Origin of the sequence: Isoptericola sp. NPDC019693 (genome assembly GCF_044389085.1) — a bacterium.
In the GTDB taxonomy this organism is placed as follows: Bacteria; Actinomycetota; Actinomycetes; order Actinomycetales; family Cellulomonadaceae; genus Isoptericola.
This window is the reverse complement of sequence record NZ_JBIRXP010000003.1, coordinates 301,914-324,725: the sequence shown is the minus strand read 5'-3', so window position 1 is coordinate 324,725 and position 22,812 is coordinate 301,914. Positions and strand designations below refer to the sequence as shown.

The 22,812-nt window shown below is 71.0% G+C and carries 37 protein-coding genes; 2 read left to right on the top strand and 35 right to left on the bottom strand.

The window, feature by feature from the left end; all coding sequences use genetic code 11:
- Positions 1–20: 20 nt before the first annotated feature.
- The 4 genes from ACH436_RS10625 to rplM all read right to left on the bottom strand — a co-directional run bounded on the left by ACH436_RS10625 (position 21) and on the right by rplM (position 3,233).
- Complete coding sequence (locus tag ACH436_RS10625; RefSeq protein WP_430560145.1) at positions 21–719, bottom strand: peptide deformylase; 699 nt, start codon at positions 717–719, stop codon at positions 21–23.
- On the bottom strand, positions 716–2,080 hold the full coding sequence (gene glmM, locus ACH436_RS10620) for a phosphoglucosamine mutase (protein WP_430560527.1): 1,365 nt from the start codon (positions 2,078–2,080) through the stop codon (positions 716–718). Before glmM ends, ACH436_RS10625 begins: the two co-directional genes overlap by 4 nt.
- A gap of 182 nt (positions 2,081–2,262) precedes the next feature.
- Positions 2,263–2,751: a 30S ribosomal protein S9 gene (gene rpsI, locus ACH436_RS10615; protein WP_430560144.1), complete on the bottom strand. Its 489-nt coding sequence runs from the start codon at positions 2,749–2,751 to the stop codon at positions 2,263–2,265.
- Between the two features lie 32 nt (positions 2,752–2,783).
- Complete coding sequence (rplM, locus tag ACH436_RS10610; protein ID WP_430560143.1) at positions 2,784–3,233, bottom strand: 50S ribosomal protein L13; 450 nt, start codon at positions 3,231–3,233, stop codon at positions 2,784–2,786.
- Positions 3,234–3,540: 307 nt separating this feature from the next.
- Between rplM and ACH436_RS10605 the strand changes: the two genes are divergently transcribed.
- Positions 3,541–3,954: a DUF5709 domain-containing protein gene (locus ACH436_RS10605; protein WP_430560142.1), complete on the top strand. Its 414-nt coding sequence runs from the start codon at positions 3,541–3,543 to the stop codon at positions 3,952–3,954.
- 21 nt (positions 3,955–3,975) lie between these two features.
- Here the strand turns inward: ACH436_RS10605 and truA are convergent, their stop codons facing one another.
- Positions 3,976–4,878, bottom strand: coding sequence for a tRNA pseudouridine(38-40) synthase TruA (truA, locus tag ACH436_RS10600; protein ID WP_430560141.1), 903 nt, complete (start codon positions 4,876–4,878; stop codon positions 3,976–3,978).
- A 30-nt stretch (positions 4,879–4,908) separates the two neighbouring features.
- On the opposite strand from truA, the gene ACH436_RS10595 reads away from it, so the two are divergent.
- Complete coding sequence (locus ACH436_RS10595) at positions 4,909–5,739, top strand: ROK family protein (protein WP_430560140.1); 831 nt, start codon at positions 4,909–4,911, stop codon at positions 5,737–5,739.
- A 55-nt stretch (positions 5,740–5,794) separates the two neighbouring features.
- Here ACH436_RS10595 and ACH436_RS10590 read toward each other — a convergent pair whose 3' ends face one another.
- From ACH436_RS10590 to rplC, 30 genes are all read right to left on the bottom strand, one after another.
- Positions 5,795–6,580 (bottom strand): alpha/beta fold hydrolase, encoded by a 786-nt coding sequence (locus ACH436_RS10590; protein ID WP_430560139.1) that lies wholly within the window; start codon positions 6,578–6,580, stop codon positions 5,795–5,797.
- An 83-nt stretch (positions 6,581–6,663) separates the two neighbouring features.
- Positions 6,664–7,212, bottom strand: a complete 549-nt coding sequence (gene rplQ / locus ACH436_RS10585; RefSeq protein WP_430560138.1) for a 50S ribosomal protein L17 — start codon at positions 7,210–7,212, stop codon at positions 6,664–6,666.
- A 76-nt stretch (positions 7,213–7,288) separates the two neighbouring features.
- Positions 7,289–8,305, bottom strand: a complete 1,017-nt coding sequence (locus tag ACH436_RS10580) for a DNA-directed RNA polymerase subunit alpha (protein ID WP_430560137.1) — start codon at positions 8,303–8,305, stop codon at positions 7,289–7,291.
- Positions 8,306–8,465: 160 nt separating this feature from the next.
- On the bottom strand, positions 8,466–8,870 hold the full coding sequence (gene rpsK, locus ACH436_RS10575) for a 30S ribosomal protein S11 (RefSeq protein WP_380321664.1): 405 nt from the start codon (positions 8,868–8,870) through the stop codon (positions 8,466–8,468).
- A 74-nt stretch (positions 8,871–8,944) separates the two neighbouring features.
- Complete coding sequence (rpsM, locus tag ACH436_RS10570; RefSeq protein WP_380321661.1) at positions 8,945–9,319, bottom strand: 30S ribosomal protein S13; 375 nt, start codon at positions 9,317–9,319, stop codon at positions 8,945–8,947.
- A gap of 192 nt (positions 9,320–9,511) precedes the next feature.
- Positions 9,512–9,625, bottom strand: a complete 114-nt coding sequence (gene rpmJ / locus ACH436_RS10565) for a 50S ribosomal protein L36 (RefSeq protein WP_009740505.1) — start codon at positions 9,623–9,625, stop codon at positions 9,512–9,514.
- Between the two features lie 130 nt (positions 9,626–9,755).
- Positions 9,756–9,977, bottom strand: a complete 222-nt coding sequence (infA, locus tag ACH436_RS10560; RefSeq protein WP_012877432.1) for a translation initiation factor IF-1 — start codon at positions 9,975–9,977, stop codon at positions 9,756–9,758.
- Between the two features lie 240 nt (positions 9,978–10,217).
- Positions 10,218–11,108 (bottom strand): type I methionyl aminopeptidase, encoded by an 891-nt coding sequence (gene map, locus ACH436_RS10555; RefSeq protein ID WP_430560136.1) that lies wholly within the window; start codon positions 11,106–11,108, stop codon positions 10,218–10,220.
- A 13-nt stretch (positions 11,109–11,121) separates the two neighbouring features.
- Positions 11,122–11,679 (bottom strand): adenylate kinase, encoded by a 558-nt coding sequence (locus tag ACH436_RS10550; protein ID WP_430560526.1) that lies wholly within the window; start codon positions 11,677–11,679, stop codon positions 11,122–11,124.
- Between the two features lie 101 nt (positions 11,680–11,780).
- Entirely contained in the window at positions 11,781–13,079 is a 1,299-nt protein-coding gene (secY, locus tag ACH436_RS10545; protein WP_430560135.1) for a preprotein translocase subunit SecY, read from the bottom strand.
- A 304-nt stretch (positions 13,080–13,383) separates the two neighbouring features.
- Positions 13,384–13,848, bottom strand: a complete 465-nt coding sequence (rplO, locus tag ACH436_RS10540; RefSeq protein ID WP_430550493.1) for a 50S ribosomal protein L15 — start codon at positions 13,846–13,848, stop codon at positions 13,384–13,386.
- 2 nt (positions 13,849–13,850) lie between these two features.
- The gene (rpmD, locus tag ACH436_RS10535) at positions 13,851–14,033 is read right to left on the bottom strand and encodes a 50S ribosomal protein L30 (RefSeq protein ID WP_079573239.1); all 183 of its coding nucleotides are present in this window, start codon (positions 14,031–14,033) and stop codon (positions 13,851–13,853) included.
- Positions 14,033–14,710 (bottom strand): 30S ribosomal protein S5, encoded by a 678-nt coding sequence (rpsE, locus tag ACH436_RS10530; protein WP_430560134.1) that lies wholly within the window; start codon positions 14,708–14,710, stop codon positions 14,033–14,035. The genes rpmD and rpsE overlap by 1 nt, the downstream gene beginning before the upstream one ends.
- Before the next feature lie 43 nt (positions 14,711–14,753).
- Complete coding sequence (gene rplR, locus ACH436_RS10525; protein ID WP_429764754.1) at positions 14,754–15,125, bottom strand: 50S ribosomal protein L18; 372 nt, start codon at positions 15,123–15,125, stop codon at positions 14,754–14,756.
- Positions 15,125–15,661, bottom strand: coding sequence for a 50S ribosomal protein L6 (rplF, locus tag ACH436_RS10520; RefSeq protein ID WP_430560133.1), 537 nt, complete (start codon positions 15,659–15,661; stop codon positions 15,125–15,127). Before rplF ends, rplR begins: the two co-directional genes overlap by 1 nt.
- A gap of 20 nt (positions 15,662–15,681) precedes the next feature.
- Positions 15,682–16,080, bottom strand: coding sequence for a 30S ribosomal protein S8 (rpsH, locus tag ACH436_RS10515; RefSeq protein ID WP_429764758.1), 399 nt, complete (start codon positions 16,078–16,080; stop codon positions 15,682–15,684).
- A 73-nt stretch (positions 16,081–16,153) separates the two neighbouring features.
- Positions 16,154–16,339 (bottom strand): type Z 30S ribosomal protein S14, encoded by a 186-nt coding sequence (locus tag ACH436_RS10510; RefSeq protein WP_013837851.1) that lies wholly within the window; start codon positions 16,337–16,339, stop codon positions 16,154–16,156.
- Position 16,340: 1 nt separating this feature from the next.
- On the bottom strand, positions 16,341–16,913 hold the full coding sequence (rplE, locus tag ACH436_RS10505) for a 50S ribosomal protein L5 (protein ID WP_380244186.1): 573 nt from the start codon (positions 16,911–16,913) through the stop codon (positions 16,341–16,343).
- Positions 16,913–17,254 (bottom strand): 50S ribosomal protein L24, encoded by a 342-nt coding sequence (rplX, locus tag ACH436_RS10500; RefSeq protein WP_429764760.1) that lies wholly within the window; start codon positions 17,252–17,254, stop codon positions 16,913–16,915. Before rplX ends, rplE begins: the two co-directional genes overlap by 1 nt.
- 2 nt (positions 17,255–17,256) lie before the next feature.
- Positions 17,257–17,625, bottom strand: coding sequence for a 50S ribosomal protein L14 (gene rplN / locus ACH436_RS10495; RefSeq protein WP_079572436.1), 369 nt, complete (start codon positions 17,623–17,625; stop codon positions 17,257–17,259).
- Between the two features lie 145 nt (positions 17,626–17,770).
- Complete coding sequence (gene rpsQ, locus ACH436_RS10490; protein WP_429764762.1) at positions 17,771–18,061, bottom strand: 30S ribosomal protein S17; 291 nt, start codon at positions 18,059–18,061, stop codon at positions 17,771–17,773.
- 7 nt (positions 18,062–18,068) lie between these two features.
- Positions 18,069–18,308, bottom strand: coding sequence for a 50S ribosomal protein L29 (gene rpmC, locus ACH436_RS10485; protein ID WP_079572432.1), 240 nt, complete (start codon positions 18,306–18,308; stop codon positions 18,069–18,071).
- A complete protein-coding gene (gene rplP / locus ACH436_RS10480) occupies positions 18,308–18,727 on the bottom strand; it encodes a 50S ribosomal protein L16 (protein ID WP_429727849.1) in 420 nt (139 codons plus the stop codon). The genes rpmC and rplP overlap by 1 nt, the downstream gene beginning before the upstream one ends.
- A 3-nt stretch (positions 18,728–18,730) precedes the next feature.
- A complete protein-coding gene (gene rpsC, locus ACH436_RS10475; protein ID WP_429727848.1) occupies positions 18,731–19,564 on the bottom strand; it encodes a 30S ribosomal protein S3 in 834 nt (277 codons plus the stop codon).
- Entirely contained in the window at positions 19,564–19,932 is a 369-nt protein-coding gene (gene rplV, locus ACH436_RS10470; RefSeq protein ID WP_079572426.1) for a 50S ribosomal protein L22, read from the bottom strand. The genes rpsC and rplV overlap by 1 nt, the downstream gene beginning before the upstream one ends.
- 58 nt (positions 19,933–19,990) lie before the next feature.
- Entirely contained in the window at positions 19,991–20,272 is a 282-nt protein-coding gene (gene rpsS / locus ACH436_RS10465) for a 30S ribosomal protein S19 (RefSeq protein ID WP_021479878.1), read from the bottom strand.
- Positions 20,273–20,287: 15 nt separating this feature from the next.
- Positions 20,288–21,124, bottom strand: coding sequence for a 50S ribosomal protein L2 (gene rplB, locus ACH436_RS10460; protein ID WP_430560132.1), 837 nt, complete (start codon positions 21,122–21,124; stop codon positions 20,288–20,290).
- A gap of 29 nt (positions 21,125–21,153) precedes the next feature.
- The gene (rplW, locus tag ACH436_RS10455) at positions 21,154–21,456 is read right to left on the bottom strand and encodes a 50S ribosomal protein L23 (protein ID WP_079572420.1); all 303 of its coding nucleotides are present in this window, start codon (positions 21,454–21,456) and stop codon (positions 21,154–21,156) included.
- Positions 21,453–22,151 (bottom strand): 50S ribosomal protein L4, encoded by a 699-nt coding sequence (gene rplD / locus ACH436_RS10450; RefSeq protein ID WP_430560131.1) that lies wholly within the window; start codon positions 22,149–22,151, stop codon positions 21,453–21,455. Before rplD ends, rplW begins: the two co-directional genes overlap by 4 nt.
- A 5-nt stretch (positions 22,152–22,156) precedes the next feature.
- Positions 22,157–22,810 (bottom strand): 50S ribosomal protein L3, encoded by a 654-nt coding sequence (gene rplC / locus ACH436_RS10445; RefSeq protein WP_430560130.1) that lies wholly within the window; start codon positions 22,808–22,810, stop codon positions 22,157–22,159.
- Positions 22,811–22,812: the final 2 nt, after the last annotated feature.

The following is a 22,812-nucleotide window of genomic DNA, read 5'->3' as shown; positions in this document are numbered from 1 at the left end:
CCACCCTGAGTGCCGAATGTTCACCCCTGTTCCACGAACCCCGGGTCCACAAGGTTCCCGTACCGCAGCAGGTTCTCGTTCGAGGTGAGCGTGCGCAGGCGCGCGTGGTCCAGGTAGAGCTCGCCCGCCAGGTGGTCCGTCTCGTGCTGCACGATGCGGGCCGGCCAGCCGGTGAGCACCTCGTCCACCGGGGCGCCGGTCTCGTCGCGGGCGGTGAGCCGCACGCGGCGGTGGCGTGCGACGACCGCCTGCCACCCGTGCACGGACAGGCACCCCTCGTGGAACGCGGCCAGCTCGGGCTCGCCGTCCGGCCCGGGCAGGGGTTCGTAGGCCGGGTCGAGCAGCACCCGGTACGGCAGCGGCGACCGCTCCCGCGGGTCGGCCCCGGCGTCGGGCGACGCGCCGGCGTCCTCGACGACGGCGATCGCCAGCCCGATCCCGACCTGCGGGGCCGCGAGCCCCACGCCGGGGGCGGCGTGCATGGTGCGACGCATCGCGTCCAGGAGCCGCGGGAGCGTGTCGCCGAGCTGTCCGGCGTAGGGGGTCGCCGGGGTGCGCAGCACCGGCGCGCCGGCCTGCACGATCGGCAGCAGGCCGGTGCCCGGCCCGTCCGCCGCCGCGTCCGCCCGGTCGAGCAGGTCGACGACGGCGGCCCGCAGCGCGTCGTCCGTGCCCGCGACCTCGCCCGTCCCGGCGCTGGTCCCGGCGCCCTCGCTCACAGGGCCAGCCGGTCGCGCACGACGGCGGCGAGGGTGTCCGCCACGCCGTCGGCCTGGGTCTGGGTGGCGGCCTCGACCATGACGCGCACGAGCGGCTCGGTGCCGGACGGGCGAAGCAGCACGCGGCCCGTCTCCCCCAGCAGCGTCTCCGCGCTCTCGATCGCGGCGCGGACGCCCTCGTCGTCGGCCGCGCGCGCCTTGTCGACGCCCCGGACGTTGACGAGCGTCTGCGGCAGCCGCGGGACGTCGGCGGCGAGGTCGGCCAGGCGCCGTCCGCTCGCCTTGACGCGCGCGGCGAGGTGCAGGGCCGTGAGCACGCCGTCGCCCGTCGTGGCGTGGTCCGCGAGGATGATGTGGCCCGACTGCTCGCCACCGAGGCCGTACCCGTGCGTGCGCATCTCCTCGAGCACGTAGCGGTCGCCCACGCCCGTCTGGACCGTCGTGATGCCCGACTCGCGCATCGCGAGCAGCAGGCCCAGGTTGCTCATCACGGTGACGACCAGGGTGTCCGACGGCAGGCGGCCCTCGTCCTTGAGCGCGCGGGCGAGGATGCCGAGGATCTGATCGCCGTCGACGAGCACGCCGCCGTGGTCGACCGCGAGGCAGCGGTCGGCGTCGCCGTCGAACGCGACGCCGAAGTCGGCCTCCGCGGCCACGACCACGGCCTGCAGCTGCTCCGGGTGGGTGGACCCGGCCTTCTCGTTGATGTTGCGGCCGTCCGGGCTGGCGTTGATGACGACGACGTCGGCCCCCGCCTCGCGCAGGGCCTCCGGGCCGACCTGGCTCGCCGCGCCGTTCGCGGCGTCCACCGCGATGCGCAGCCCCTCGAGGGGGCGCACGTCCGGCGTCGTGCCGATGCTCGCCACGAGGTGCTCGACGTACTGCTGCGCCGCGATCCCCGTGTCGGAGCGCATGCGCCCGACGTCGGCGCCGATCGGCCGCTCCCAGTCCTGGCCGAGGCGCGCCTCGATCTCGTCCTCCACGTGGTCGGCCAGCTTGTGACCGCCTCGCGCGAAGAACTTGATGCCGTTGTCCGGCATCGCGTTGTGGGACGCGGAGATCATGACACCGAGGTCCATGTCCATGGCGCCGACGAGGTGCGCGAGCGCCGGGGTGGGCAGCACCCCGAGGTTCACCACGTCCACGCCGGAGCTGGCGAGGCCCGCGCCGACCGCGGCCGACAGGAACTCCCCCGAGACGCGCGGGTCGCGCCCGACGACGGCGCGCGGGCGGTGCCCGGAGAAGTCGCCCGACGTGCCGAGCACGTGGGCCGCCGCGCTGCCGAGCCCGAGGGCCAGGTCCGCGGTGACGTCCCGGTTGGCCAGCCCACGGACCCCGTCGGTGCCGAACAGTCGCACGATGTCTCCTCCTCCGGGTGCGGCGGCAGGTCCGCGCTGGCACCCCGCGGCGCCTCGACGGACGCCGCACCGATCGTATCCGGACGTGCGGACGGCCCCGCCGGAGATGTTCCGACGGGGCCGTCCGTGGCGCTGAGGCTCCTGTCGTCGCCCGGGGGCAGAGCCCTCGAGCAAGGAGCGCTCGATCAGCGCTTCGAGTACTGCGGCGCCTTGCGCGCCTTCTTGAGACCGGCCTTCTTGGACTCGACCGCACGCGGGTCACGCGTGAGGTAGCCGGCCTTCTTCAGCGCGGGGCGGTTCGCCTCGGCGTCGATCGCGTTGAGCGCACGGGCGATGCCCAGGCGCACCGCGCCGGCCTGGCCCGAGGGGCCACCGCCGGTGATGCGGACGATGACGTCGAAACGGCCCTCGACCTCGACCAGCTTGAGCGGCGAGTTCACGAGCTGCTGGTGCACCTTGTTCGGGAAGTAGTCCTCGAGGGTGCGACCGTTGATCTTCCACGTCCCGGTGCCGGGGACGAGGCGCACGCGCGCCACGGCCTCCTTGCGGCGGCCGACGGCCGCGCCGGGAGCGGTGATGGACTGGCCGCCGTCCGCGACGGGCGCGGCGGACTCAGAGGTGTAGGTGCTGGGCGTGTTCTCGTCCAGCGCGGTGTCGACGGTGGTCTCGGCCACTGTGAATCCTTCGCTTTGCATCCGGCAGCGGCTCAGGCCTGCTGCGAAACCTGGGTGATCTCGAACGGCTTGGGCTGCTGCGCCGCGTGCGGGTGCTCCGCGCCGCGGTAGACCTTCAGCTTGCCCAGCTGGTCGCGACCGAGGGACGTCTTCGGGAGCATGCCGCGCACGGCCTTCTCCACGGCCCGCTCGGGGTTCTTCTCGAGAAGCTCGCCGTAGTTGACCGAGCGGAGACCGCCCGGGTAGCCGGAGTGGCGGTAGGCCAGCTTGGTCTCCCGCTTGTTGCCGCTCAGGGCGACCTTGTCCGCGTTGATGACGATGACGAAGTCACCGCCGTCGACGTGCGGGGCGAAGGTCGGCTTGTGCTTCCCGCGCAGGAGGGTGGCGACCTGGCTCGCCAGGCGGCCGAGGACGACGTCGGTCGCGTCGACGACGAGCCAGTCGCGCTGGACGTCGCCGGGCTTGGGGGTGTACGTACGCACGGTTGCGTCACCTTTTCGTGTTCGGTGTCGTCGGGCGAGAAGCGGCGCCCGATGAGTCAGGTGTTGTGCGCGGGTGCTCCGGTGGCGTCCTGGCCGTGGCATCGTCGGTGCGAGTGGGCGCGCTGACGATGCGGGACGCCGGAGGCATAGCACAACGACGAGCCAGTTTAGCGGCGGCTTGGTGCCAGGGTCAAAGCGACCTCGCTCACGTGGCGCACCTGCCCGTCACGGTAGCGGCACCGCCCGGCCTCGCAACCGTTCCGGCGCCCTCGTTGCAGCGGTCCCCGCGCGGGTGCACCGTGGTGCCATGACCCAGGAGACACCCGGCACCAGCCCGGACCCCGAGACCGGCGCCGAGGGCGACGAGGACCAGCTCCCCCAGGAGGACACGCTCCTCGACCCCGAGCTCGACGACGTCCTCGACGAGGGCTACTCCCCCCTCGAGCGGTCCCGGTCGAACCACTGGGGCGAGACGGCGTGGGAGGAGTCCGCCGGCGAGCCCCTCGACCGGCGCCTGGCCGAGGAGCAGCCCGACATCTGGGAGCGCGACCCCCTCGAGCGGCCGGACACCACCCGCGCGGGCCGGCTCGCGGAGGACCCGTTCGCCGACCCGGGCGAGGACGGCGACCGCGAGAACGACATCTACGGCGAGGACGCGGGGATCGACGGCGCCGGCGCCAGCGCGGAGGAGGCCGCCGTCCACTGGGTCGAGGAGCCGTAGCCGACGCACCGGGCGGCAGTCTCAGCCCGCGCCGACCTCGCCCGGGTCCCGCTTTGCGCGGACGCGCTCGGCCCGTGCGGCCAGCTCGTCGTCGCCCGGGTAGGCGACGTGCTCGAGGGTCAGCCCGCGGGCCGCGACGACGCCGGCCGCCGCCGACCGGGACCGTCCCGCCAGCACGGCGGCCGGGTCCTCCGGACCGCGGCGCCCCTCCCCCACGGCCAACGACATGCCGACCAGCGCGCGCACCATCGAGTGGCAGAACGCGTCCGCCTGCACGGTCGCGACGGCCAGCCCGGCGTCCGGACCGTCCGCGGGCCGGTCCCACGACAGGCGGGTGAGCTCGCGGATGGTCGTGGCACCCTCGCGGGGCTTGCAGAACGCAGCGAAGTCGTGCAGCCCGACCAGCGGCTGCATCGCCTCGTGCATCGCCGGGACGTCGAGCGGGCGGCGGTGCCAGAGCACCCAGTCGCGGCGCAGCGGGTCGCGGAGGGCCGGGCTGTCGGCCACCCGGTAGGCGTAGCGGCGGTGCAGCGCGGAGAACCGCGCGTCGAACCCTGCGGGCGCCTCCGCGGCCCGGTGCACGACGACGTCCGGCGGCAGCACCCCGGCGAGACGGTCGGCGAGCGCCGCACCGGGCTCCCGGTCGGAGCGGCCGGGCATCTCCTCCCAGCGCTCGCGCGGCACGTCCAGGTGCGCCACCTGCCCGCGGGCGTGCACGCCGGCGTCGGTGCGCCCCGCCACGGTGAGCCGCGGCCGGGGCAGGCCGAGGGGGCCCGTCCGCAGCACGGTCGCGAGGGCGTCCTCGAGCACCCCCTGCACGGTGCGCAGCCGCGGCTGGGTGGCCCAGCCCGCGAAGTGGGTGCCGTCGTAGGCGAGGTCGAGCCGCACGCGGAGGGCGTCGGCGGGGGGTGTCGGCGTGCTCACCGCCCCATTGTGGCCGGATGATGTCCCGTGATGGTCGACCCAGGCGCCACGGCGCGCACCCCCGCACCCCGTCCCGGCGACGGCCCCTCGCGCGCCTCCGCGCCCTCCGACGTGCTCACCCTCGCCGTCGACTGCGGCGGCGGGGGCATCAAGGCGGCCGTGCTCGACTCCGCGGGCACGGCCCACGCGACGCCCGTGCGGGTCCCCACGCCCTACCCGCTGCCGCCGAGCCTGCTGCTGGACACCGTGGCCGACATCGCGGGACGCCTGCCCGCCGCGCACCGGGTGACGCTCGGGATGCCCGGCATGATCCGCCACGGCGTCGTCGTCCACACCCCGCACTACGTCACGCGTTCCGGGCCCCGTTCGCGCGTGCTGCCGGAGCTCGTGGAGGCGTGGGCCAGCTTCGACGTCCGCGGCGCGCTCGCCCGCCGGCTCGGCGTGCCCGCGCTCGTGCTCAACGACGCCGAGGTGCACGGCGCCGGCGTCGTCGCGGGCTCCGGGATGGAGCTCGTGCTCACCCTCGGCACCGGGCTGGGGTCCGCCCTCTTCGACGGGGGCCTGCTGGCCCCGCACCTGGAGTGGTCGCACGCCCCGGTGCGGCGCGGGGCGACGTACGACCAGTACGTCGGGGAGCCGGAGCGACGGCGGCTGGGCGACGGCCTGTGGTCGCGCCGGGTCCTCGCGATGGTGGACGGGCTGCGACCGGTGTTCCTCTGGGACCGGCTCTACCTCGGCGGCGGCAACTCCCGCCGCATCACCCCTGCCGCCCTCGAGCGCCTGGGCGACGACGTCGTCGTCGTGCCCAACTCCGCCGCGCTGGTCGGCGGCGCGCGGGCGTGGGACCTGACGCTGCCCTGAACCCCTCGAGAGCAACGTGCGTGTTGGCTTTCTCCTCAAGATCGACGTTTGAGGATCAAGTCAGCACGCTCGTTGCCTTCCGGGGGTGCGCGGCGACGGCTGCCTCCGCCTCGAGCAGGACCCGGGTGAAGGCGACCGGCGCGTCGAGGCTCACGAGGTGGCGGGCGTGCGGCACGACGACGAGCCGGGCGTCGGCGCCGCCCGCCCGGGCCGCGGCGAGGAACGCCCGCTCCTGGGTACGGAAGTGGTCGTAGCGCCCGTTCACGAGCCACACGGGGCTGCCGGCGGCGGCGAGCGCGCCGAGCGTGTCGGTCGGCCCGAGCTCGCGCAGCACCTGGGCCATGGCGGTCAGCGCGAAGCCGTCCCCTGCCAGGTCCCGCGCCCCCTCCGCGTCGAGGGCCAGCCGGACGAACGTGTCGTTCAGGCGGGCACCGTGGTCCGGCCAGCCCTCGATCCACCGTGCGAGCGACAGCCAGGCCGGCCGCAGCACCGAGGAGGACACCGTGCAGCACGACGCGGCGACGAGGCCCGCGCTCTGCTCGGGGTGGCGCGCCCGGTGCTCGATGGCGACGTAGCCGCCCAGCGAGAGACCGGCCACCAGGGCGTGCCCGCCGAGGCCGTCGACGGCGTGCCGCACCGCCGCCACCGCGCCGTCGAGCGTGAACGGCTCGCCCCGGCGCGCGCCGTGGCCCGGCAGGTCGGCCGCCACGGCGGGGACCCCGGCGCGCTCCAGGGCGGCCAGCTGACGTCGCCACATGCTCGCGGAGGTGCGGGAGCCGTGCGCGAGCACGACCGGCACCGGGGCATCGGGCCGTGACGACGGTCCAGGACGCTCGACCATGCCCCCACCCTAGGAACGACGAGGCCCCGCGCCACCTCTCGGGTGGCGCGGGGCCTCGTCGTGATCGCGGGCGACGCGGGAGGTCAGGCCTCCTTGGTCTCCTCGGCCTTCTCGTCGGCCTTGTCCTCGGCGGGCGCCTCGGCCGGAGCCTCGGTGGCCTCCTCGGTCGCCTCGACGGCGGCCTCGTCCTTGGCGGGCTTCTCGTCCTCGGCCTTGGTCGACGCCTTCTCGGTGGCCTTCGTGGCCTCCTTGACGACGGCCTGCTTCGGGCTCACCGGCTCGGTGACGAGCTCGATGACCGCCATGGGCGCGTTGTCGCCCTTGCGGTTGCCGATCTTGGTGATGCGCGTGTAGCCACCGTTGCGCTCGGCCATGGCCGGGGCGATCTCGGTGAACAGCGTGTGCACCACGGACTTGTCGCGCACGACCGTCAGCACCCGGCGACGGGCGTGCAGGTCACCGCGCTTGGCGAACGTGATGAGGCGCTCGGCCAGGGGGCGCAGGCGCTTCGCCTTCGTCTCCGTGGTGGTGATGCGGCCGTGCTCGAAGAGCGACGTCGACAGGTTCGCGAGGATCAGTCGCTCGTGAGCCGGGCTGCCACCGAGCCGCGGACCCTTGGTGGGGGTAGGCATTTCTGGTTCTCCTTGAGGGTGGTTCCGCACCGCGCGGCCCGGTCAGGTCGAGCGGGCTGCTGCGGGCGCGGAGACGTCAGTACGACTGCTCGTCCGAGTACGTGGCCTCGTCGTCCCCACCGCTGAAGTACGCGGCGCTGGACGGGTCGAAGTCGAGGGGCGAGTCCTTCAGCGAGAGGCCCAGCTCGGCGAGCTTCTCCTTGACCTCGTTGATGGACTTCGCACCGAAGTTGCGGATGTCGAGCAGGTCGGCCTCGCTGCGAGCCACGAGCTCACCCACCTGGTGGATGCCCTCGCGCTTGAGGCAGTTGTACGAGCGGATCGTGAGGTTGAGCTCCTCGATCGGCAGCGCCAGGTCCGCGGCCAGCGCGGAGTCCGTCGGCGACGGGCCGATCTCGATGCCCTCGGCCTCGACGTTCAGCTCGCGGGCGAGGCCGAACAGCTCGACGAGCGTCTTGCCGGCCGAGGCGAGCGCGTCGCGCGGGGCGATCGCAGCCTTCGTCTCGACGTCGACGATCAGCTTGTCGAAGTCCGTGCGCTGCTCGACACGCGTGGCCTCGACCTTGTAGGTGACCTTGAGGACCGGCGAGTAGATCGAGTCGACGGGGATCCGACCGATCTCGGCCTCGTCGTTCTTGTTCTGCGCCGCGGACACGTAGCCACGACCGCGCTCGACGGTGAGCTCGATCTCGAGCTTGCCCTTGTCGTTGAGCGTGGCGACGTGCAGGTCCGGGTTGTGCACCTCGACGCCCGCCGGCGGCACGATGTCCGCGGCGGTGACCACGCCCGCACCCGTCTTGCGCAGGTACATCACGACGGGCTCGTCGTTCTCCGAGGAGACCACGAGGTTCTTGATGTTGAGGATGATCTCGGTGACGTCCTCCTTCACACCCGGCACGGTGGAGAACTCGTGGAGCACTCCGTCGATGCGGATGGAGGTGACGGCCGCGCCCGGGATGGACGACAGGAGGGTCCGGCGCAGGGAGTTGCCGAGCGTGTAGCCGAAGCCAGGCTCGAGCGGCTCGATGGAGAAGCGCGAACGGTACTCCGAGATGACCTCTTCGGTCAGGGAGGGGCGCTGTGCGATCAGCACGGTCAGGTCCTTTCAGTGTGCGTCCGCCATATGACGCATCACGGATCCGCGAGTACTCGCGGCCCCGGGTGGGACTCGGTCCACCCGCCCGGGCAGGCTGCGGCGTCGTGCGGGCCCGGGGCCGATCCCTCGGCCCCGGGGTCCGACGACGTCGGGAGGGTCAGACGCGGCGGCGCTTCGGGGGACGGCAGCCGTTGTGCGCCTGGGGCGTCACGTCCTGGATCGAGCCGACCTCGAGGCCGGTCGCCTGCAGGGAGCGGATCGCGGTCTCACGACCGGAGCCCGGGCCCTTGACGAAGACGTCGACCTTCTTGACACCGTGCTCCTGGGCGCGGCGGGCGGCCGACTCGGCGGCGAGCTGCGCGGCGTACGGCGTGGACTTGCGGGAGCCCTTGAAGCCGACGTGGCCGGCGGACGCCCACGAGATCACGGCGCCCGACGGGTCGGTGATCGAGACGATCGTGTTGTTGAAGGTGCTCTTGATGTGGGCCTGGCCGAGCGGGACGTTCTTCTTGTCCTTGCGACGCGGCTTGCGCGCGGCCGTGGCACGAGTCTTGGGAGGCATGTGTTCTCTGATCTCCTGGTCTGATCGGACCGGGGCGGTTCAGCTCGGGGAGCCGACCACGCCACGGACTGCTCTCAGCGGGCCTTCTTCTTGCCCGCCACGGTGCGCTTCGGGCCCTTGCGGGTGCGCGCGTTGGTCTTGGTGCGCTGACCGCGCACCGGGAGGCCGCGGCGGTGACGCAGGCCCTGGTAGGTGCCGATCTCGACCTTGCGGCGGATGTCGGCGGCGACCTCGCGGCGCAGGTCGCCCTCGAGCTGGAAGTTGCCCTCCAGGTAGTCGCGGAGCGCGACGAGCTGGTCGTCGCCGAGGTCCTTGACCCGCAGGTCCGGGTTGATCCCGGTCGCGGCCAGCGTCTGCTGGGCGCGGGTACGGCCGACGCCGTAGATGTAGGTGAGCGCAACCTCGAGCCGCTTCTCGCGGGGGAGGTCAACGCCGATCAGACGTGCCATGTGCCTTCCGGCTCCTGTACTTCTTCCAGAGGTCTGCCGCACCGCCCTCCCGCGAAGACCGCGGGCCCCGGCCCCTGGACCGGAGGTTCCCCCCGTCCCCGCCAAGGAGCTTCGCTCCGAAAGGCGAGGTCAGGGTTCGTGGTGGTGCGCTGTGTCCGACGGCGAGCGCGTGCCGTCAGCAGGTGGCTGCGATCAGCCCTGGCGCTGCTTGTGGCGCAGGTTCTCGCAGATCACCATGACGCGACCGTGCCGGCGGATCACCTTGCACTTGTCGCAGATCTTCTTGACGCTCGGCTTGACCTTCATGTGTCTTTCCTTCGCCGCCTCGGCCCCGGACAGCCCGTCACAGCTGTTCGAGGACCCCGTGGTTCGCACCGCGGGTGTCGGCGTGATCGGTGGTGGGACCGCCCGGAGGCCCGGGCGGTCGTGACGGTGACTACTTGTAGCGGTAGACGATCCGACCGCGGGACAGGTCGTACGGGCTGAGCTCGACCACGACGCGGTCCTCCGGGAGGATGCGGATGTAGTGCTGACGCATCTTGCCGGAGATGTGCGCGAGGACCTTGTGGCCGTTCGCCAGCTCCACACGGAACATCGCGTTCGGCAGGGCTTCGATCACACTGCCCTCGATCTCGATGACGCCGTCCTTCTTTGCCATGTCCTCCGCTAACTCTCGTCTGTCCCCGGGCGCCCGTCAGCTACGTGACGGAGGTCCGGATGTCGTGCGTGCCGCCTGCTCACCCTCGCCCTGCCCGGCCGACGTGACGTCGAGCCGGTGCTGGTCGGTGGCGCCACCTTCTCGCGCCTCCAGATCGAGGAACTGCCGAACGGACTACACCCGACAGACCATCGTACTCCATCGGACCAGCAGCGGCGACCGTGCCCCGGGCGGGGTCGGTCACACCTCCACGGGCACGACCTCGAACGGGGCCAGGCCCGCCCGCCCGCCGTCGGGGGCGGTCAGCACGCTGATGCCGCCGTCGAGCAGGGCCACGGTGTGCTCCCAGTGGGCGGCGCGCGAGCCGTCCTGCGTCACGACCGTCCAGTCGTCGGCGAGGACGCGGGTCGCCCCGATCCCCCGCGTCACCATCGGCTCGACGGCGAGGCACATGCCGGGCCGCAGCCGCGGGCCGCGGTCCGAGGTGCGGAAGTTCACGACGTCGGGCGGCTGGTGCATCGCGGTGCCGATGCCGTGCCCGACGTAGTCCTCGACGATCCCGTACTCGACGCCGGCGACGCCGCCCGCCAGCTCCACGGCCGTCTCGACCGCCGTGCCCACGTCGTTCAGCCGCTTGCCGCCGGCCAGCGCGGCGATCCCCGCCCACATGGCCGTGCGCGTGGCGCGGACGAGGTCGAGGTCCGCCGGGTCGACGCCGGCGACCGACGGAGCGCCCCCGACGTCCGTCCCGTCGTCCAGCGCGCCGTCCGGGCCCAGCACGAGGCTGATCGCCGAGTCGCCGTGCCAGCCGTCCACGATCGCACCGCAGTCGATCGACACGACGTCGCCGACCTCGAGGACGCGGCCGCCGGGGATGCCGTGGATGACCTCCTCCGAGACGGACACGCAGATCGTCGCCGGGTAGCCCTCGTAGCCGAGGAACGACGGGGTCGCCCCCGCCTCCCCGATGACCCGCGCCGCCACCGCGTCGAGGTCCGCCGTCGTCATGCCCGGCCGGGCCGCCGCGCGCACGGCGTCGAGCGCCGACGCGACGACCAGGCCGGCACGTCGCATGACGCGCACCTGGTCGGGCGTCTTGAGCTCGACGCGCTCGCGCGAACCGAAGATCATGGGGTCGCGGACCTCAGCCGAGCTCGGCGGCCAGCGCCTGGACGATGCGCTCGGTGACCTCGGAGACGTCGCCGATGCCGTCCACCTGCGCGAGGATGCCCCGCTCGGAGTAGGCGGCCGTCAGCGGCGCGGTCTGCTCGTCGTAGATGTCGAGCCGGCGCGCGATCGCGTCCGGGGTGTCGTCCTCCCGGCCCTCGATCTCGGCGCGCTTGGCGATCCGCGACAGGAGCTCCTCGCGCGCGGCGGTGAGCTCGATGACGCCGTCCAGCTCCCACCCGAGGTCGGCCAGGATGCCGTCGAGCGCCTCGACCTGGTGCGCGTTGCGGGGGTAGCCGTCGAGCAGGAAGCCCGCCTTCACGTCGTCCTCGCCGAGGCGCGAGCGCACCATCTGGTCGGTGACCTCGTCGGGCACGAGCTCGCCCTTGGCGCTGTACTCCTGCGCGAGCCTGCCGAGCTCCGTCCCGCCCTTGATGTTGGCGCGGAAGATGTCGCCCGTCGAGATGGCGGGGATGCTGAAGAGCTCGGCGAGGCGCGCGGCCTGCGTGCCCTTGCCCGCGCCCTGCGGCCCCATGATCACCAGGCGCGTCACCCGTGCCTCGGCGCTGGGCGCGCCGTGGAGCTCGCGGCGGGTGGTCGGCGTGGCAGCGGTGGAGCCGCCTTCGGTCGTCTCGGTCAACGGAGGAACCCTTCATAATGACGCTGCTGGAGCTGGGAGTCGATCTGCTTCACGGTCTCGAGGCCGACGCCCACGATGATGAGGATCGACGTGCCGCCGAACGGGATGTTCGTGGTGACTCCGAGCACCACGAGCACGATCGTGGGGATGAGCGCCACGATCGCCAGGTAGATCGAGCCCGCGGACGTGATGCGGGTGATCACGTAGTCGAGGTACTCGGCGGTGGGCCGGCCCGCGCGGATGCCCGGGATGAAGCCGCCGTACTTCTTCATGTTGTCCGCGACCTCGTCCGGGTTGAACGTGATCGACGTGTAGAAGAACGCGAAGAAGATGACCATCAGCACGTACAGCACGATGTACAGCGGGTCGGACTGCTGGACCAGGTTCTCGGAGATCCACAGGACCCAGCCCGCGGTCGGCTCGCCGAACTGGGCGATCAGCCCGGGGATGGCCAGGATCGACGCCGCGAAGATGACCGGGATGACGCCGGCCATGTTGATCTTGATCGGGATGTAGGTGCTGGTGCCGCCGTACATGCGGCGACCCACCATGCGCTTCGCGTACTGCACCGGGATGCGGCGCTGGGACTGCTCGACGAAGACGACGAGGCCGACGACGAGGACGATCACCAGGATCATCACGATGAAGTTCAGGACGCCGTTCGAGCCGCCCGCGATCGACCAGAGGGCCGACGGGAAGCTGGCCGCGATCGACGTGAAGATCAGCAGCGACATGCCGTTGCCGACGCCGCGCTCGGTGATCATCTCGCCGAGCCACATGACCAGGCCGGTGCCGGCGGTCATCGTGACGACCATCAGCGTGGCGGTCATGAAGCTGTCGTCCGCGATCACGTCGACGGGGCAGCCCTGGAAGAGCATCCCGGTGCGCGCGGTCGTGATGATCGTCGTCGACTGCAGGATCGCCAGGGCGATGGTCAGGTAGCGCGTGTACTGGGTGAGCTTCGCCTGCCCCGACTGGCCCTCCTTGTGCAGGGCCTCGAACCGAGGGATCACCACGCGCAGCAGCTGCACGATGATGCTCGCGGTGATGTACGGCATGATGCCGAGCGCGAAGATCGACAGCTGCAGCAGCGCACCGCCGCTGAAGACGTTGACGAGGCCGAGCAGAGAGGTGCTGCCCTCGAGGGCCGCGACGCACTGCTGCACGTTGCCGTAGTCGACGCCGGGCGTGGGTACGAGCGACCCCACCCGGAAGAGCGCCATGATCGCGATCGTGAACAGCAGCTTGCGCCGCAGGTCCGGTGTCCGGAAAGCCCGGCCGAATGCGCTGAGCACCTATCCTCCTGACCCGCCGCGGCGGGTTGTCGTGTCGCCGGGGACCGGCGAGGTGTGGCGCGAGCTCCCGACGTCGTGACCCGTGGGCCACGCCGCCGTCACGCCGACTCGGTCAAGGTCCGACCGGGGAAGCCCCGAACTCGCCGGCACCCGGATCAGGTGCGTGGCGCGAACCGTGACGGATTCTACGTGCCCCGGACCAGTGATCCAGACCACACGCCGTCACGTGGGCCTGGCCTGCCGAAGCACCCCGGGAGCACACAGGGCCGGCAGCGCATGTGCGCCGCCGGCCCTGATGCGGATGTCAGTCCTCGGAGACCGTGCCGCCGGCCGCCAGGATCTTGTCCTTGGCGGAGCCGGAGACGCGGTCGACCGTGACGTCCAGCTTGACGGTGATCTCGCCGTTGCCGAGCACCTTCACCGGCTGACCCTTGCGGACCGCGCCCTTGGCGACGAGGCCCTCGACGGTGACGGAGCCACCCTCGGGGTACAGCGCGGCGAGCTTGTCCAGGTTGACGACCTGGTACTCGACGCGGAACGGGTTCTTGAACCCACGGAGCTTCGGGAGGCGCATGTGCAGAGGCATCTGCCCACCCTCGAAGCCGGCGGGAACCTGGTAGCGAGCCTTCGTGCCCTTGGTACCGCGACCCGCCGTCTTGCCCTTCGACGCCTCACCACGACCCACACGGGTCTTGGCGGTCTTGGCGCCGGGGGCCGGACGCAGGTGGTGCACCTTGAGCGGCTGCGACTTCTCGGTGTTGTCGGCCATGATCACTCGACCTCCTCGACGGTGACGAGGTGCGCCACCGTGGTGACCATGCCACGGATCTCCGGACGGTCCTCCTTCACGGCGGTGTCGCCGATCCGCTTGAGGCCGAGGGTCCGCAGCGTGTCACGCTGGTTCTGCTTGCCGCCGATGGCGGACTTGACCTGGGTGACCTTCAGTCGAGGCATCACGCACCCACCTTCTCGCCGGCCTTCTCCGCCTTGGCGGCAAGTCCGGCAGCCTGCGCACGCAGGAGCGCGGCCGGGGCCACGTCCTCGAGCGGCAGACCACGGCGGGCGGCCACGGCCGCCGGCTCCTCGAGGCCCTTGAGGGCCGCGACGGTCGCGTGCACGATGTTGATCGAGTTCGACGAACCGAGCGACTTGCTCAGCACGTCGTGGATGCCGGCGCACTCCAGCACGGCGCGCACCGGACCACCGGCGATCACACCGGTACCCGGCGAGGCCGGACGCAGGAACACGACGCCGGCGGCCTCCTCACCCTGGATGGGGTGAGGGATGGTGCCCTGGATGCGCGGGACGCGGAAGAAGTTCTTCTTCGCCTCCTCGACACCCTTGGCGATCGCCGCGGGCACCTCCTTGGCCTTGCCGTAGCCGACACCGACGGTGCCGTCGCCGTCGCCCACCACGACCAGCGCGGTGAAGCTGAAGCGACGACCGCCCTTGACGACCTTCGAGACGCGGTTGATCGTCACCACGCGCTCGAGGAAGGCGTTCTTGTCGGCCTGGTCGCGGCCACCGCCACGGCGGTCGTCACGACGACCGCCACCGCCGCCGCGGCGGCCGTCGGTCTTGTTGGACTCGTTGGCGCCCTGGGGGGCGCCGGTGCGCTGCCCTGCAGCCATCAGAGGATCCTCATCTTCCGTGCGAAATCGCGGACGTCGGCCATCACAGCTCCAGCCCCGCTTCCCGGGCGCCGTCGGCGACCGCAGCCACCCGACCGTGGTACTTGTTGCCACCGCGGTCGAAGACCACGGTCTCGACGCCGGCCGCCTTGGCACGCGCGGCGACGAGCTCGCCGACCTTGCGGGCCTTCGCCGTCTTGTCGCCGTCGAGGGCGCGCAGGTCGGCCTCGAGGGTCGAGGCCGAGGCGACGGTCTTGCCGACCGTGTCGTCGACGATCTGCGCCACCATGTGGCGCGAGGAACGGGTCACGACGAGGCGCGGACGCGCCGCGGTGCCCTTGATCTTCTTGCGCAGGCGCAGGTGACGGCGCTGACGAGCGACGGCCTTGCCCTTGCCCAGAACCTTGAGAGCCATCACTTACCAGCCTTTCCGACCTTGCGGCGGACGACCTCGCCGGCGTAGCGCACGCCCTTGCCCTTGTAGGGCTCGGGCTTGCGGATCTTGCGGATGTTCGCTGCGACCTCGCCGACCTGCTGCTTGTCGATGCCCGCGACCGAGAACTTGGTCGGGCTCTCCACCGCGAAGGTGATGCCCTCGGGTGCGGTCACGGTGACCGGGTGCGAGAAGCCGAGAGCGAACTCCAGGCTCTGCCCCTTGGCCGCGACGCGGTAACCGGTACCGACGATCTCGAGCTTCTTCTCGTAGCCCTGGGTCACACCGGTGACGATGTTGGCCAGGAGGGTGCGGGTGAGGCCGTGCAGCGCACGGGACTCACGCTCGTCGTCCGGGCGCGACACCACGAGGGAGCCGTCGTCCTGGGCGACCGTGATGGGGGCGGGCACCGCGTGCTCCATGGTCCCCTTGGGGCCCTTGATGGTCACGAGCGCACCGCTGATGGTGACGTCCACGCCGGCCGGGACCGGAACGGGGAGCTTGCCGATTCGAGACATGGCGATATCTCCTTTCCGGATTACCAGACGTAGGCGAGGACTTCGCCGCCCACGCCCTTGGCCTGGGCCTGACGGTCGGTCAGCAGGCCGGAGGACGTGGACAGGATCGCCACGCCGAGGCCGCCGAGGACCTGGGGCAGGTTGGTGGACTTCGCGTAGACGCGGAGGCCGGGCTTCGAGACGCGGCGGACGCCGGTGAGGGCGCGCTCGCGGCTCGGGCCGTACTTGAGGGTCAGGGTGAGGGACTTGCCGACCTTCGCGTCCTCGACGCTCCAGCCGGTGATGTACCCCTGCGCCTGCAGGATCTCCGCGATGTTCGACTTCAGCTTCGAGTGCGGCATGGTGACCGTCTCGTGGTGCGCCGAGTTCGCGTTACGCAGACGCGTGAGCATGTCTGCGATGGGGTCTGTCATGGTCATTGGGCTCCAGCCCTTCCTCGCCGGGGTATCCAGTCAGTGCGTGCGCACCGCCCGGACCTGCGGCGTAGTGGTTTTACCAGCTGCTCTTGGTGACGCCGGGGAGCTCGCCGCGGTGGGCCATCTCCCGCAGGCAGATCCGGCACAGGCCGAACTTGCGGTAGACCGAGTGCGGACGGCCGCAGCGCTGGCACCGGGTGTAGGCGCGGACGGCGAACTTCGGCTTGGCGTTCGCCTTGTTGATCAGGGCCTTCTTCGCCATGTCAGTTCTCCTTGAAGGGGAAGCCGAGACGGCGCAGCAGGGAGCGGCCCTCGTCATCGGTCGTCGCCGTGGTCACGACCGTGATGTCCATGCCGCGGACGCGGTCGATCTTGTCCTGGTCGATCTCGTGGAACATCGACTGCTCCGTGAGACCGAAGGTGTAGTTGCCGTGCCCGTCGAACTGCTTCGGGCTCAGCCCGCGGAAGTCGCGGATACGGGGCAGCGCGATCGACAGCAGCCGGTCGAGGAACTCCCACATCCGGTCGCCGCGCAGCGTGACGTGCGCGCCGATCGGCATGCCCTCGCGCAGCTTGAACTGCGCGATGGACTTCTTGGCCCGGGTCACCTGGGGCTTCTGCCCGGTGATCGCCGTGAGGTCGCGGATCGCGCCCTCGATGAGCTTGGAGTCCTTGGCGGCGTCACCGACACCCATGTTGACGACGATCTTGGTCAGACCGGCGACCTGCTGGATGTTCTGGTGGCCGAACTCCTCGCGCAGCGCCGCGATGATGTCCTCGCGGTACTTCTGCTTGAGGCGCGGGGTGGCCGGGGCCTCGAGAGTGGTCTCGGTCATCAGATGTCCTTCCCGGAACGCTTGGCGACGCGCACGCGGACGGTGCGGGTACGGCCGTCGCGCTCGACCTGCTCGGTACGGAACCCGACGCGCGTGCCCTTCTTGGTCTCCGGGTCGACGACCATCACGTTCGAGACGTGGATCGGCGCCTCGACGGTCTCGATGCCACCCGTGCGGGTGCCGCGAGCCGTCTGGCCGGCCTTGACGTGCTTGGTGACGCGCTGCACGCCCTCGACCACGATGCGGTCGGAGTCCTTGAGGACCTCGAGCACGCGGCCCGTCTTGCCCTTGTCGCGACCGGCGATGACGATCACCTGGTCGCCCTTCTTGATCTTCGCCATGGTCAGAGCACCTCCGGCGCCAGCGAGATGATCTTCATGAACCGCTTGTCGCGCAGCTCGCGCCCGACCGGGCCGAAGATGCGGGTGCCACGGGGCTCACCGTCGTTCTTGAGGATCACGGCGGCGTTCTCGTCGAACTTGATGTAGGAACCGTCGGGACGACGGCGCTCCTTGGCGGTCCGGACGATGACGGCCTTGACCACGTCGCCCTTCTTCACGTTGCCGCCGGGGATCGCGTCCTTGACGGTGGCGACGATCGTGTCGCCGATACCGGCGTAGCGACGGCCGGATCCACCGAGAACACGGATGCAGAGGATCTCCTTGGCACCCGTGTTGTCGGCGACCCGAAGTCGCGACTCCTGCTGGATCATCGATTGATCTCCTGTCGTCGAGCCGGTTCTCGTCCCAGGCTGTCCCGGGCGAGCCTTGCCGAACGGATAGTTGCTGTGGTGGCCGGGGCGGGCCGCATACGTGTGTCACGGCCTGCCCCGGCCGAAGGTCAGAAGACCTTCTGGATCACTTGGCCTTCTCGAGGATCTCCGTCAGGCGCCACCGCTTGGTCGCGGACAGCGGACGGGTCTCCATGATCTCGACCAGGTCGCCGATACCGGCGGAGTTCTGCTCGTCGTGCGCCTTCACCTTGGTGGTGGTGCGCAGGACCTTGCCGTACAGAGGGTGCTTCTTGCGGTCCTCGACCTCGACGACGATGGTCTTCTCCATCTTGTCGCTGACGACGTAGCCACGACGGACCTTGCGCGTGCTGCGCTCGGTCGTCTCAGCGGCCACCGCGTTGGTGTTCTCGCTCATCGATGCCTCACTCACTCACGCTCGGGGCCGTGCGGATACCGAGCTCGCGCTCGTGCAGGACCGTGTAGATCCGCGCGATGTCGCGCTTGACGGCCTTGATCCGACCGTGGGACTCCAGCTGGCCGGTGGCCGACTGGAAACGGAGGTTGAAGAGCTCCTCCTTGGCCTTCTTCAGCTCGGCGACCAGCTTCTCGTCGTCGAACCCGTCGAGGTCAGCGGGGGCCATGCCCTTGGTTCCGACTGCCATCAGTTCGCACCACCCTCGCGCACCACGAAACGGCACTTCATCGGGAGCTTGTGGATCGCGCGGCGCATGGCCTCACGGGCCAGCTCCTCGTCGACACCGGCCAGCTCGAAGACGATGCGGCCGGGCTTGACGTTGGCGACCCACCACTCGGGCGAGCCCTTGCCGGAACCCATGCGGGTCTCGGCGGGCTTCTTGGTCAGGGGACGGTCCGGGTAGATGTTGATCCAGACCTTGCCGCCACGCTTGATGTGGCGGGTCATCGCGATACGAGCAGCCTCGATCTGACGGTTGGTGACGTAGGCGGGCTCGAGGGCCTGGATGCCGTAGTCGCCGAACGCGATCGTGGTGCCACCCTTGGCCGCGCCGGAGCGCTTCGGGTGGTGCTGCTTGCGGTGCTTGAGCCTGCGGGGGATCAGCATGACTCAGGCCTCCGTTCCGGACTCGGGGGCCGCAGCCTGCTCCGGCGCCGGGGCCGCGTCGGACGCGGGGGCGCTCTCGGCGGCCGGCTGGGCCTGACGCTCGGGGCGACGACCGCCACCGCGGCGCTCCCCACGCTCGCCACCACGGCCACGACCCTGACGGGGCGCGGCAGCGGCCTGCTGCGCGGCGAACTCCTTCTCGGTGATGTCGCCCTTGTAGATCCACACCTTCACGCCGATGCGGCCGAAGGTGGTGCGGGCCTCGAAGAAGCCGTAGTCGATGTTCGCGCGCAGCGTGTGCAGCGGCACACGACCCTCGCGGTAGAACTCCGACCGGCTCATCTCGGCGCCGCCGAGACGGCCCGAGACCTGCACGCGGATGCCCTTGGCGCCGGCGCGCTGCGCGGACTGGATGCCCTTGCGCATGGCGCGGCGGAACGAGACGCGGCTCGCGAGCTGCTCGGCGATGCCCTGCGCGACCAGCTGCGCGTCGATCTCCGCGTTCTTGACCTCGAGGATGTTGAGCTGGACCTGCTTGCCCGTGAGCTTCTCGAGCTCGCCGCGGATGCGGTCGGCCTCGGCACCCCGGCGACCGATGACGATGCCCGGACGCGCCGTGTGGATGTCCACGCGGACGCGGTCGCGGGTGCGCTCGACCTCGACCTTGGAGATGCCGGCCCGCTCGAGACCGGTGCTCATGAGCTTGCGGATCGCCACGTCCTCGCGGACGTAGTCGCGGTACCGCTGACCAGGCTTGGTGCTGTCGGCGAACCAGCGCGACCGGTGGTCGGTGGTGATGCCGAGGCGGTACCCGTGCGGGTGAACCTTCTGCCCCACTATCGGGCCCCTTCCTTCTGCTCACGCGGTGCGACGACCACGGTGATGTGGCTGGTGCGCTTGAGGATCTGGCTCGCACGCCCCTGCGCCCGCGGACGGAACCGCTTGAGCGTCGGCCCCTCGTCGACGAACGCCGCCGAGACGAAGAGCTCCGTCTCGTCGAAGCGCTCGCTGGCGCGGTCGGCCTTCACCCGGGCGTTCGCGACGGCGCTCTCCACAACCTTGCGGATGGGCTCGCTCGCTGCCTGCGGCGCGAACTTCAGCACCGCGACGGCCTCGGCGGCCTGCTTGCCACGGATGAGGTCCACGACGCGCCGGGCCTTCTGGGGCGTGACACGGACGAACCGCGCCTGCGCCTTGGCTTCCATTGCTGTCCTGCTTCCTTTTCTCAGACCGTCGGGGCCTGTCGTCCGGCTGACCCGGGGGTCAGCGGCGACGGCCCTTCTTGTCGTCCTTCACGTGGCCGCGGAAGGTTCGCGTGGGAGCGAACTCGCCGAGCTTGTGGCCGACCATCGACTCGGTGACGAAGACCGGGGTGTGCTTCCGGCCGTCGTGCACGGCGAAGGTGTGACCGAGGAAGTCGGGCGTGATGACCGACCGGCGGGACCAGGTCTTGATGACGTTCTTGGTCCCCTTCTCGTTCTGAGCGTCCACCTTCTTCTGCAGGTGGTCGTCGACGAAGGGGCCCTTCTTCAGGCTACGAGGCATCTGTCAGGCTCCTTATCAGCGCTTCTTGCCGGTGCGGCGACGGCGGACGATCAGCTTGTCGCTCGGCTTGTTCGGGCGGCGGGTCCGGCCCTCGGGCTGGCCCCACGGGCTGACCGGGTGGCGACCACCGGAGGTCTTGCCCTCACCACCACCGTGCGGGTGGTCGACCGGGTTCATGACCACGCCACGGACGGTCGGGCGAACGCCCTTCCACCGCTTGCGGCCGGCCTTGCCCCAGTTGATGTTCGACTGCTCGGCGTTGCCCACCTCGCCGACCGTGGCGCGGCAGCGCAGGTCGACGTTGCGGATCTCGCCGGACGGCATGCGCAGCTGCGCGTACGGGCCGTCCTTCGCGACGAGCTGCACGGAGGCACCCGCGGAGCGGGCGATCTTCGCGCCGCCACCGGGGCGGAGCTCGACGGCGTGGATGACCGTACCGGTCGGGATGTTGCGCAGCGGCAGGTTGTTGCCGGGCTTGATGTCGGCGCCGGCACCGGCCTCGACGACGTCGCCCTGCGACAGCTTGTTCGGCGCGACGATGTAGCGCTTCGTGCCGTCCGCGTAGTGCAGGAGCGCGATCCGAGCCGTGCGGTTCGGGTCGTACTCGATGTGCGCGACCTTGGCGGGCACGCCGTCCTTGTCGTGGCGACGGAAGTCGATCACACGGTAGGCACGCTTGTGGCCACCGCCCTTGTGACGGGTCGTGATGCGACCGGAGTTGTTGCGCCCACCCGTCTTGGACAGCGGACGGACCAGAGACTTCTCCGGCTCGGAGCGCGTGATCTCGACGAAGTCGGCGACGCTGGAGCCGCGGCGGCCGGGCGTCGTCGGCTTGTACTTACGGATTCCCATGGGTTAGTCCTCGATCTGCTCTCTGCGCCTCAGGAAGCCGGACCGCCGAAGATGTCGATCGTGCCCTCACGGAGGGTCACGATCGCGCGCTTCGTGTCCTTGCGCTTGCCCAGGCCGAAGCGCGTGCGACGCGCCTTGCCCTTGCGGTTGATCGTGTTGACCGAGTCGACCTTGACACCGAAGACCTGCTCGACCGCGATCTTGATCTCGGTCTTGTTGGCCCGCGGGTCCACGACGAAGGTGTACTTGCCCTCGTCGAGGAGGTTGTAGGACTTCTCGGAGACGACCGGCGCGATCAGGATGTCGCGCGGGTCCTTCGTCACGGCGGTCACTTCGTGGCCTCCTCGGTCTCGGCCGCCTCGGACTCCGTGGCGACGGCCTTCACGCTCTTGCCCGTGGCCGGGCCGGCGAGGAACGCGGCGAGCGCGCCCTCGGTGAAGACGACGTCGTCGGAGACGAGCACGTCGTAGGTGTTGAGCTGGTCCGCGGTCAGCAGGTGGACCTGCTCGACGTTGCGGAGCGACAGGATCGTCAGCTCGTCCGAGCGCTCCGTGACCACGAGGACGTGCTCGCGCCCGGTGAGCGCGGCGATCGTCTTGACGGCGGTCCGCGTCGAGGGCGCACCCTCGAGGCCGAAGCCGGCGACCACGTGGACGCGGCCGGCGCGAGCCCGGTCGGAGAGGGCGCCACGCAGGGCGGCGGCCTTCATCTTCTTCGGGGTCCGCTGGTCGTACTTGCGCGGCTGCGGGCCGTGGACGGTGCCACCGCCGGCGAACTGCGGGGCGCGGGTCGAACCCTGACGGGCGCGGCCGGTGCCCTTCTGCTTGTACGGCTTCCTGCCACCACCGCGGACCTCGCCGCGGGTCTTGGTGGCGTGCGTCCCCTGGCGGGCGGCGGCGCGCTGCGCCACGACCACCTGGTGGATCAGCGGGACGTTGGTGGCGACGTCGAACACCTCAGCGGGGAGCTCGGCCGTGCCGGCCTTCTTGCCCTGGGCGTCGAGCACGTCGACGGTCTGGTTGGCCATGGAGGTCACGCACCCTTCGCGGCGGTACGCACGACGACGACGCCACCCTTGGGGCCGGGAACCGCGCCCTTGACGAGCAGCAGACCCTTCTCGGCGTCGACCGCGTGGACGGTCAGGTTCTGGACGGTCATGCGGGCGTGGCCCATGCGACCGGCCATCCGCAGGCCCTTGAACACGCGCGACGGCGTCGAGGCGCCGCCGATCGAGCCGGCCTTGCGGTGGTTGCGGTGGGCACCGTGAGAGGCGCCGACGCCGGAGAAGCCGTGGCGCTTCATGACACCGGCGGTGCCCTTGCCCTTGGTGGTGCCGACGACGTCGACCACGGCACCGGCCTCGAAGGCCTCGGCGGTGATCTCCTGGCCGAGCGTGAACTCGGCGGCGTCCTCGGTGCGGACCTCGGCGACGTGACGGCGCGGCGTGACGCCGGCCTTCTCGAAGTGGCCCTTGAGCGGCTTGGTGACCTTGCGCGGGTCGATCTGGCCGGCGGCGAGCTGCACGGCCGCGTAGCCGTCGGCGTCCGCGGAGCGGACCTGCGTCACGACGTTGGTCGGGACGGCCACGACGGTGACGGGGACCAGACGACCGGCGTCGTCCCACAGCTGCGTCATGCCGAGCTTGGTGCCGAGCACCGCGGTCACGTTCTTCTGCTGGTTGGTCATAT